General features: G+C 37.3%; 3 protein-coding genes and 9 pseudogenes. 6 read left to right on the top strand and 6 right to left on the bottom strand.

The genetic code is table 11. From position 1 onward, the window contains the following. Positions 1-112: pseudogene (gene oppB / locus DYE19_RS00140) on the bottom strand (oligopeptide transporter permease); the annotation flags it as partial. A 97-nt stretch (positions 113-209) separates the two neighbouring features. Beyond that, a pseudogene (locus tag DYE19_RS00145) lies at positions 210-1,859 on the bottom strand (ABC transporter substrate-binding protein). Between the two features lie 292 nt (positions 1,860-2,151). On the opposite strand from DYE19_RS00145, the gene yceD reads away from it, so the two are divergent. The 6 genes and pseudogenes from yceD (at position 2,152) to fabG (DYE19_RS00175) (ending at position 6,708) form a co-directional block, all read left to right on the top strand. Then, positions 2,152-2,676, top strand: a complete 525-nt coding sequence (yceD, locus tag DYE19_RS00150; RefSeq protein WP_049215428.1) for a 23S rRNA accumulation protein YceD — start codon at positions 2,152-2,154, stop codon at positions 2,674-2,676. Positions 2,677-2,693: 17 nt separating this feature from the next. Beyond that, positions 2,694-2,863 (top strand): annotated as a pseudogene (rpmF, locus tag DYE19_RS00155) (50S ribosomal protein L32). A 31-nt stretch (positions 2,864-2,894) separates the two neighbouring features. After that, a pseudogene (gene plsX, locus DYE19_RS00160) lies at positions 2,895-3,950 on the top strand (phosphate acyltransferase PlsX). Between the two features lie 43 nt (positions 3,951-3,993). Beyond that, a pseudogene (locus DYE19_RS00165) lies at positions 3,994-4,947 on the top strand (beta-ketoacyl-ACP synthase III). Positions 4,948-5,020: 73 nt separating this feature from the next. Further along, positions 5,021-5,959, top strand: coding sequence for an ACP S-malonyltransferase (gene fabD, locus DYE19_RS00170; protein ID WP_115322251.1), 939 nt, complete (start codon positions 5,021-5,023; stop codon positions 5,957-5,959). A gap of 20 nt (positions 5,960-5,979) precedes the next feature. Next, positions 5,980-6,708: a 3-oxoacyl-ACP reductase FabG gene (gene fabG / locus DYE19_RS00175; RefSeq protein ID WP_115322252.1), complete on the top strand. Its 729-nt coding sequence runs from the start codon at positions 5,980-5,982 to the stop codon at positions 6,706-6,708. 269 nt (positions 6,709-6,977) lie between these two features. On the opposite strand, the pseudogene fabG (DYE19_RS11525) reads toward fabG (DYE19_RS00175), so the two are convergent. The 4 pseudogenes from fabG (DYE19_RS11525) to plsX (DYE19_RS00195) form a co-directional block, all read right to left on the bottom strand. Further along, positions 6,978-7,709: pseudogene (gene fabG / locus DYE19_RS11525) on the bottom strand (3-oxoacyl-ACP reductase FabG). Positions 7,710-7,729: 20 nt separating this feature from the next. After that, positions 7,730-8,670 (bottom strand): annotated as a pseudogene (gene fabD, locus DYE19_RS00185) (ACP S-malonyltransferase). 74 nt (positions 8,671-8,744) lie between these two features. Beyond that, a pseudogene (locus DYE19_RS00190) lies at positions 8,745-9,701 on the bottom strand (beta-ketoacyl-ACP synthase III). A gap of 43 nt (positions 9,702-9,744) precedes the next feature. After that, a pseudogene (gene plsX / locus DYE19_RS00195) lies at positions 9,745-10,638 on the bottom strand (phosphate acyltransferase PlsX); the annotation flags it as partial.

Raw genomic sequence — 10,638 nt, forward strand, 5'->3', positions numbered from 1 at the left:
CACTCGTAAATGGGCTACCTGGAGCCAATCGCATCATAAAAAATGAAATAGTAATCAAAATAAAAAGCGTTGGAATTGCCTGAAACAAACGACGAATAATCAATTTAAACATACAAGATATCCAATTTAAAACACGCCAACGTGTAAAAAAACAAGAAGTGCGGTCGATTTTACAAAAGTATTGACCGCACTATAAAGCAGTAGAGAAATTATTGCTTAATTAAATAAACATCTTTTAAGTAATAGTTTTTGCCAGGATGTTTAGTCGCAAAACCTTTCACATAAGGTTTTACCATACGAGGATCAACATAGTAATACATTGGTACTAATGCTGCATCTTTCTCTAGTTGTTGCTCAAGTTTAGCATAAACTTCAGCACGACCTTCGTCGCTTTCTACTTGGTAGGACGATGCTAACAATGCATCATATTCTGCGCTCTTATAGAAAGCAGTATTGTTGCTACTGGTTGATAAGAAATAATTTAAGAATGTTGTTGCTTCGTTATAGTCAGCGCACCAGCCAGCACGAGTAACATCATAGTTACCTTGGTGGCGTGAGTCTAAGTAGGTTTTCCATTCTTGGTTTTCTAACTTAATATTGACCGCACCATCAAGATTTTTCTTCCAGATAGATGTTGCAGCGATCGCAATTTTCTTATGGTTATCAGAGGTGTTATACAGTAAGTTGAAAGTTAATGGGTTCTTTTTATCGAAGCCAGCTTTCTTTTAATAATTCAATTGCTTTTTTATTACGTTCTGCCTGTGGTAAGTTTACCCATTCTGGTGTTGCAATTTTTTCACCACCATTAATATAAGGTGGGGTAAAGCTATATGCAGGAACTTGACCTTGAGCAGTAACTTTTTCAGTAATAATGTTACGATCCATTGCCATGGATAATGCTTTTCTTACACGAACATCATTAAATGGCGCTTTTTTATGGTTGATTTCATATAAATAAGTACATAACTGGTGGTGTATATACTTCATTTGGAAGTTCTGCTTTTTAATTTAGCGAAAAGTTCTACTGGGAGTGCATGGTTTGTGATATCGAGATCCCCTGCACGGTAGCGCGAAACGTCAGTGTTTTCAGACGTAATTGGATATAATGTAACATGAGTTAATACAGTTTTTGCATTATCCCAATAATGATTATTTGGCACCATTTCTAATTTTTCATTAATGATCCAATTAGTAATTTTAAATGCACCATTACCAACGATATTTTTAAGATCGGTCCATTTATCTCCAAATTGTTCTACAACTTTTTTATTAACTGGTGCAAGCACATAGTGTTCTGTGAGCTTATCTGCATAAGGGACACTTTCAGAAAGCATAAGTTGTAGCGTATGTGAATCAAGCGCTTTTACACCTAAATCTGTTACTGGTTTTTTACCCGCAACAATATCTTCTGAATTTAAGAGTTTTAAATATTTTAAATAGCTAGAATAAGGTGATGCTGTTTTTGGATCAGCTAAGCGTTGGAAAGCAAACACAAAATCTTCTGCAGTAACTGGCTCACCATTTGACCATTTACCATCTTTACGAAGGTGGAATGTCCAAGTTTTGAAATCTGGACTATGTTCCCATTTTTCAGCAGCGCCTGGAATGATATGACCATCAGCATCAGAGATGACTAATGTCTCGAAAAGTTGACGTGCAACTAAGGCTTCTGGCGTGCCTTCTATTTTATGAGGATCAAGCGAGGCTGGATCTGAACCATTGTTCATTCTGAGTTCTTGCTTATCAGCAAGAGTTGTACCAGTAGGGACTTCAGCAGCGAAAGTACTTTGGCTCGCTAAAAGTGTTAATGCACTTGTTAATGCAATGTTAAGAAATGTTTTTTTCATTGTGTTTGTCATAATTTTACCTTTTTTGTGAGTAAAAGAAAACTCTATTAATAAAGGAAAAATGTTGAGCTGTAAAGTCTTGAAAGTATTATTTTTGAACTATGATAGAATAATTTGATTTAGATTATTCGTTTTGGATTCTCTTTTGGAGTTTTTCTACAATAGAGAATCACGCTTTATATAATTGTAAGTAAAGCATACTGAGAAATAAAAAAGCACTTTGTTAATGCTTATCGTGACATTCTGTTAAAAAATTATAATTTCCTTTGACTATTTTGTTCTCAAAAGGTAATATTCACGCCCTATGCAAAAGGTAAAATTACCCCTAACTGTTGACCCAGTTAAAGATGCTCAACGACGATTGGATTATGATGGTTATTATGCTATCAATCAATTGCAGCGACTTTCTGAGTCAGTAAGCAAAGTGCTCAGCGATGCACAGGTTAGATTATCGTTTTTTATTGATCCACAAAAATTAGTGGTTATGAAAGGTCAAGCAACTGTTGAAGTAGAACTTATTTGTCAGCGTTGTGAGAAACCTTTTATGCAAACTATTGACTGTACGTTTTGTTATAGTCCTGTGGCTAATTTGGATCAAGCCGATGTATTGCCCGAAATTTATGAGCCAATTGAATTTAATTCGTTTGGTGAAATAGATTTACTTGGTGTGATTGAAGATGAATTAATTTTAAGTCTGCCAATTGTGCCAATGCATTCATCTGAACACTGTGAAGTGTCCGTGGCTGAACAGGTTTTTGGCGAATTGCCCGAAGAGCTGGCAAAAAAACCGAACCCGTTCGCTGTATTAGCTAGTTTAAAGCAAAAGTAAATTTAGGAGTATAGCCAATGGCTGTTCAACAAAACAAAAATCTCGTTCACGTCGTGATATGCGTCGTTCGCATGATGCCTTAACCACAGCAGCAGTATCAGTTGATAAAGCTAGTGGTGAAACTCATTTACGTCACCATGTAACTGCTGACGGTTACTATCGTGGTCGTAAAGTGATTAATAAGTAATTCTAGATTATTAGAAAAATAAGGTAATCACTTGAGTCGTCTAACCCTTGCGTTAGATGTGATGGGCGGGGACATAGGTCCCCGTATTACTATCCCCGCATCCATAATTGCGTTGGAAAAAGATCCAATGCTTTCTTTATTATTGTTTGGTGATAGCCAACAAATTCTGCCTTTACTTGAAAACCTACCTGTTTCGATTCAACAACGTTTAACAATTTGTCATTGCTCAAGAAAAATTGATAATGAGCACGGTATTTCTTATGCTTTAAGAAACAGTAAAGGTATCTATGCGTTTAGCTATCGAAGCTGTACAAAAAGGTGAGGCGCAAGGATGTGTTAGTGCAGGTAATACTGCCGCACTAATGGGACTTTCAAAAATTTTTATTGCAGCCCCTTAAAGGGATTCAGCGACCTGCATTAATTTCAGTGATACCGACAGTTGACGGTGAAAAAAGCGTGATGCTTGATCTTGGCGCCAATATTGACTGTGATGCAGAAAACTTATACCAATTTGCCTTGATGGGCAGCATTTTTGCTGAAAATAGTTTAAATTTAGTTTATCCAAGAATTGCTTTACTCAATATTGGTAGTGAAGATATTAAAGGGCATAAATCCATTCGAGATGCAGCAGTTTTGTTAGAAAATGATACTGCGCTTATTATATTGGTTTTATTGAAGGTAACTTTTTGTTAAATGGAAAAGCAGATGTTATTGTAAGCGATGGATTTGCGGGTAATGTCGCCTTAAAAACACTTGAGGGCGCAGCTAAAAATGTAATTGCCTTATTGAAAGGTAAATCGAAGAATAGTTTTACTGAAACCGATTTTTTCTTGGTTATTACGCCATTTATTTAAAGATAGCTATCAGCGTTTAAAACAAATTAACCCAGATGAATATAATGGCGCATCTCTAATTGGATTAACATCCGTTGTAGTGAAAAGTCATGGTGGGGCAAATGTTGATGCTTTTTCTTTATGCCATTGCTGATGCTGCGCTTCAAGTACGTCAACAAATCCCCACAAAAATTTTAGCTGGTCTCGAAAAATACGAGTCATCTGAGCATATAAAAATAACAAGTGATTATTAATTTAATATAGCGACTTCGCTATTATTTTTTAACGAGATTTATTATGTACAGTAAAATCTTATCAACAGGTAGTTATTTACCCAAAAATATCCGTACTAATGCAGACCTAGAAAAAAATGGTGGAAACCTCTGATGAATGGATTTCCGAACGTACAGGTATTAAAGAGCGTCGTATTGCTGAGGAGCATGAAACTGTGGCTTCGATGGGCTTTGAAGCTGCAAAAAAATGTTTAGATATGTCGCCTATGGATGTGAATGAAATTGACTTGATTATTGTTGCGACTACAAGCTCGACTCATGCATTTCCAAGTGCTGCTTGTCAAATTCAAAAAATGCTTGAAATTAAAGATGCGATTGCCTTTGATGTTGCAGCAGCTTGTTCGGGGTTTGTCTATGCATTAACAGTTGCAGATCAGTTTATTCGTACTGGAAAAGTTAATAAAGCGCTTGTCATTGGAGCTGATCTTTTCTCTCGTACTTTAAATCCAGAAGATCGCGGTACGATTATTTTATTTGGTGACGGAGCGGGTGCTGTTATTTTAGAGCGTTCTACGGAAGCTGGTATTATCTCTACTCACTTGCATGCGACAGGAGAAAATGCGGATGTATTAACTTTGGCTAATCAAGCACGAGGTGTCGAAAGTGACCCAGCATATTTAGAAATGCAAGGTAATGCTACTTTTAAAATTGCTGTACGTGAATTAGCAAATGTAGTAGAAGAAACACTTGAAGCAAATAATTTAGATAAAAAAGACATTGATTGGTTAGTTCCACATCAAGCTAATTTACGTATTATTGCGGCAACAGCAAAAAAATTAGAAATGGATATGTCACAAGTGGTTGTAACATTAGATCGACATGGCAATACTTCTGCAGGCAGTATTCCAAGTGCATTGGATGAGGCGGTGCGTGATGGACGTATTCAACGGGGGCAAATGTTATTATTAGAGGCTTTTGGTGGTGGTCTGACTTGGGATCGGCATTAGTTAGGTTTTAATAATATTGTTCATTTATAAAAGTGCGGTCGATTTTAAAAAAGTTTTAAGCGTTTTAAAAACTAAGGAAAAAACATGAAAAAATTTGCAATGGTGTTTCCAGGACAAGGCTCACAAGCAGTTGGTATGTTATCTGAGCTTGCAGAACAATATCCTGTTGTGCAACAAACTTTTAAGCAGGCTTCTGATGTATTAGGTTATGATTTATGGCAGTTAGTGCAAAACGGACCAGTAGAAGAATTAAATAAAACTTGGCAAACTCAACCTGCATTATTAGCAGCTTCTGTCGCGATTTACCGTGTTTGGCAACAACAATATCCAAACTTAAAGCCTACATTAATGGCAGGACATAGCCTGGGAGAATATTCTGCGTTAGTTTGTGCGGATGTGATTGATTTTGAAGATGCCATTAAATTAGTAGAATTACGTGGTAAATTAATGCAGCAAGCCGTACCAGAGGGCACAGGGGCAATGTATGCTATTATTGGACTAGATAATGAAGCAATTATTAAAGCATGCGCGGACTCAGAGCAAGGTGAAGTTGTTTCAGCTGTAAACTTTAATTCTCCTGGTCAAGTAGTTATTGCAGGTGCAAAAGCAGCTGTTGAGCGTGCTGCTGTGGCTTGTAAAGAAGCGGGTGCAAAACGTGCTCTTCCTTTAGCTGTTAGTGTGCCTTCTCATTGTGCATTGATGAAACCAGCAGCCGATCAATTAGCGGTTTCTTTAGATAATATTGCAATTAAAACACCAACGACACATGTAATGAATAATGTAGATGTTGCAACAGAAACAGAAAGTTCACTCATTCGAAATGCACTTGTTCGTCAACTTTATAATCCCGTTCGTTGGACTGAAACTGTTGAGACAATGGCAAATGAAGGCGTAGAAGTGTTGGTGGAAATCGGGCCAAATAAAGTATTGACTGGTTTAACAAAACGTATTGTTGCAGATTTACAGGCAATTGCAGTGAATGATATTGCATCATTAAATGCAGTTGAAGAAGTGTTGGCTTAATTCATAAAAGGGGATATTTAATGCAAGGTAAAATCGCGTTAGTAACAGGGGCAACTCGAGGTATTGGACGAGCAATAGCGGAAGAATTAGCAGAGAAAGGCGCATTCGTGATTGGTACTGCGACATCAGAGAAAGGGGCAGAAAGTATTTCTGCTTATTTAGGTGAAAAAGGGAAAGGATTAGTTTTAAATGTCTCGGATCCCACTTCAATTGACGCCACATTAGAGAAAATTAAAGCAGATTTTGGTGATATTGAGATATTAGTCAATAATGCAGGCATCACTCGTGATAACTTATTGATGAGAATGAAAGATGAAGAATGGTTTGACATTATGCAAACTAATTTAACATCAGTGTACTATTTATCAAAAGCGATGTTACGCTCAATGATGAAAAAACGCTTTGGGCGTATTATTACTATTGGCTCTGTTGTGGGCTCAATGGGAAATCCTGGGCAAACTAACTATTGTGCAGCAAAAGCAGGTCTAATTGGCTTCAGTAAAGCACTTGCAAAAGAAGTAGCTTCTCGTGGTATTACCGTGAATGTGGTTTCACCTGGATTTATTGCAACAGATATGACAGAAGTCTTAACAGATGAGCAAAAAGTGGGTATTTTATCACAAGTGCCAGCAGGTCGTCTGGGCGAGCCAAAAGATATTGCTAAAGCAGTTTCGTTTTTAGCTTCAGAAGATGCTAGCTATATTACAGGTACAACTTTACATGTGAATGGCGGGATGTATACCAACTAATTGTACAAATCAATTACTGATTTTAGGGGATAAAAGCGTAGCCAAAGGTTGAGGTTAATGTTAAAATCCTGATCGCAATGTAACTTGGTTACGCCACTTTAAGCGTAGATGAAGTAACGTAACTATAACTATGGGCCCATAGTTACGTTACTTACTTCATCTACGCTTAAAGTGGCGTAACCAAGTTACATTGCGATCAGGATTTTAACATTAACCTCAACCTTTGGCTACGCTTTTATCCCCTAAAATCAGTAATTGATTTTGTACAATTAGTTGGTATACATCCCGCCATTCACATGTAAAGTTGTACCTGTAATATAGCTAGCATCTTCTGAAGCTAAAAACGAAACTGCTTTAGCAATATCTTTTGGCTCGCCCAGACGACCTGCTGGCACTTGTGATAAAATACCCACTTTTGCTCATCTGTTAAGACTTCTGTCATATCTGTTGCAATAAATCCAGGTGAAACCACATTCACGGTAATACCACGAGAAGCTACTTCTTTTGCAAGTGCTTTTACTGAAGCCAATTAGACCTGCTTTTGCTGCACAATAGTTAGTTTGCCCAGGATTTCCCATTGAGCCCACAACAGAGCCAATAGTAATAATACGCCCAAAGCGTTTTTTTCATCATTGAGCGTAACATCGCTTTTGATAAATAGTACACTGATGTTAAATTAGTTTGCATAATGTCAAACCATTCTTCATCTTTCATTCTCATCAATAAGTTATCACGAGTGATGCCTGCATTATTGACTAATATCTCAATATCACCAAAATCTGCTTTAATTTTCTCTAATGTGGCGTCAATTGAAGTGGGATCCGAGACATTTAAAACTAATCCTTTCCCTTTTTCACCTAAAAATAAGCAGAAATACTTTCTGCCCCTTTCTCTGATGTCGCAGTACCAATCACGAATGCGCCTTTCTCTGCTAATTCTTCCGCTATTGCTCGTCCAATACCTCGAGTTGCCCCTGTTACTAACGCGATTTTACCTTGCATTAAATATCCCCTTTTATGAATTAAGCCAACACTTCTTCAACTGCATTTAATGATGCAATATCATTCACTGCAATTGCCTGTAAATCTGCAACAATACGTTTTGTTAAACCAGTCAATACTTTATTTTGGCCCGATTTCCACCAACACTTCTACGCCTTCATTTGCCATTGTCTCAACAGTTTCAGTCCAACGAACGGGATTATAAAGTTGACGAACAAGTGCATTTCGAATGAGTGAACTTTCTGTTTCTGTTGCAACATCTACATTATTCATTACATGTGTCGTTGGTGTTTTAATTGCAATATTATCTAAAGAAACCGCTAATTGATCGGCTTGCTGGTTTCATCAATGCACAATGAGAAGGCACACTAACAGCTAAAGGAAGAGCACGTTTTGCACCCGCTTCTTTACAAGCCACAGCAGCACGCTCAACAGCTGCTTTTGCACCTGCAATAACTACTTGACCAGGAGAATTAAAGTTTACAGCTGAAACAACTTCACCTTGCTCTGAGTCCGCGCATGCTTTAATAATTGCTTCATTATCTAGTCCAATAATAGCATACATTGCCCCTGTGCCCTCTGGTACGGCTTGCTGCATTAATTTACCACGTAATTCTACTAATTTAATGGCATCTTCAAAATCAATCACATCCGCACAAACTAACGCAGAATATTCTCCCAGGCTATGTCCTGCCATTAATGTAGGCTTTAAGTTTGGATATTGTTGTTGCCAAACACGGTAAATCGCGACAGAAGCTGCTAATAATGCAGGTTGAGTTTGCCAAGTTTTATTTAATTCTTCTACTGGTCCGTTTTGCACTAACTGCCATAAATCATAACCTAATACATCAGAAGCCTGCTAAAAGTTTGTTGCACAACAGGATATTGTTCTGCAAGCTCAGATAACATACCAACCTGCTTGTGAGCCTTGTCCTGGAAACACCATTGCAAATTTTTTCATGTTTTTTCCTTAGTTTTTAAAAACGCTTAAAACTTTTTTAAAATCGACCGCACTTTTATAAATGAACAATATTATTAAAACCTAACTAATGCCGATCCCCAAGTCAGACCACCACCAAAAGCCTCTAATAATAACATTTGCCCCCGTTGAATACGTCCATCACGCACCGCCTCATCCAATGCACTTGGAATACTGCCTGCAGAAGTATTGCCATGTCGATCTAATGTTACAACCACTTGTGACATATCCATTTCTAATTTTTTTGCTGTTGCCGCAATAATACGTAAATTAGCTTGATGTGGAACTAACCATCAATGTCTTTTTTTATCTAAATTATTTGCTTCAAGTGTTTCTTCTACTACATTTGCTAATTCACGTACAGCAATTTTAAAAAGTAGCATTACCTTGCATTTCTAATATGCTGGGTCACTTTCGACACCTCGTGCTTGATTAGCCAAAGTTAATACATCCGCATTTTCTCCTGTCGCATGCAAGTGAGTAGAGATAATACCAGCTTCCGTAGAACGCTCTAAAATAACAGCACCCGCTCCGTCACCCAAATAAAATAATCGTACCGCGATCTTCTGGATTTAAAGTACGAGAGAAAAAGATCAGCTCCAATGACAAGCGCTTTATTAACTTTTCCAGTACGAATAAACTGATCTGCAACTGTTAATGCATAGACAAACCCCGAACAAGCTGCTGCAACATCAAAGGCAATCGCATCTTTAATTTCAAGCATTTTTTGAATTTGACAAGCAGCACTTGGAAATGCATGAGTCGAGCTTGTAGTCGCAACAATAATCAAGTCAATTTCATTCACATCCATAGGCGACATATCTAAACATTTTTTTGCAGCTTCAAAGCCCATCGAAGCCACAGTTTCATGCTCCTCAGCAATACGACGCTCTTTAATACCTGTACGTTTCGGAAATCCATTCATCAGAGGTTTCCACCATTTTTTCTAGGTCTGCATTAGTACGGATATTTTTGGGTAAATAACTACCTGTTGATAAGATTTTACTGTACATAATAAATCTCGTTAAAAAATAATAGCGAAGTCGCTATATTAAATTAATAATCACTTGTTATTTTTATATGCTCAGATGACTCGTATTTTTCGAGACCAGCTAAAATTTTTGTGGGGATTTGTTGACGTACTTGAAGCGCAGCATCAGCAATGGCATAAGAAAAAGCATCAACATTTGCCCCACCATGACTTTTCACTACAACGGATGTTAATCCAATTAGAGATGCGCCATTATATTCATCTGGGTTAATTTGTTTTTAAACGCTGATAGCTATCTTTAAATAAATGGCGTAATAACCAAGAAAAAATCGGTTTCAGTAAACTATTCTTCGATTTACCTTTCAATAAGGCAATTACATTTTTAGCTGCGCCCTCAAGTGTTTTTAAGGCGACATTACCCGCAAATCCATCGCTTACAATAACATCTGCTTTTCCATTTAACAAAAAGTTACCTTCAATAAAACCAATATAATTAAGCGCAGTATCATTTTCTAACAAAACTGCTGCATCTCGAATGGATTTATGCCCTTTAATATCTTCACTACCAATATTGAGTAAAGCAATTCTTGGATAAACTAAATTTAAACTATTTTCAGCAAAAAATGCTGCCCATCAAGGCAAATTGGTATAAGTTTTCTGCATCACAGTCAATATTGGCGCCAAGATCAAGCATCACGCTTTTTTCACCGTCAACTGTCGGTATCACTGAAATTAATGCAGGTCGCTGAATCCCTTTAAGGGGCTGCAATAAAATTTTTGAAAGTCCCATTAGTGCGGCAGTATTACCTGCACTAACACATCCTTGCGCCTCACCTTTTTGTACAGCTTCGATAGCTAAACGCATAGATGTACCTTTACTGTTTCTTAAAGCATAAGAAATACCGTGCTCATTATCAATTTTTCTTGAGCAATGACAATTGTTAAACGTTGTTGAATCG

This window comes from Pasteurella canis (genome assembly GCF_900454865.1).
Lineage (GTDB): Bacteria > Pseudomonadota > Gammaproteobacteria > Enterobacterales > Pasteurellaceae > Pasteurella > Pasteurella canis.

Coding starts and splice junctions, on each gene's coding strand:
- yceD (WP_049215428.1), top strand. CDS start 2,152: ATGCAAAAGGTAAAATTACCCCTAACTGTTGACCCAGTTAAAGATGCT.
- fabD (WP_115322251.1), top strand. CDS start 5,021: ATGAAAAAATTTGCAATGGTGTTTCCAGGACAAGGCTCACAAGCAGTT.
- fabG (WP_115322252.1), top strand. CDS start 5,980: ATGCAAGGTAAAATCGCGTTAGTAACAGGGGCAACTCGAGGTATTGGA.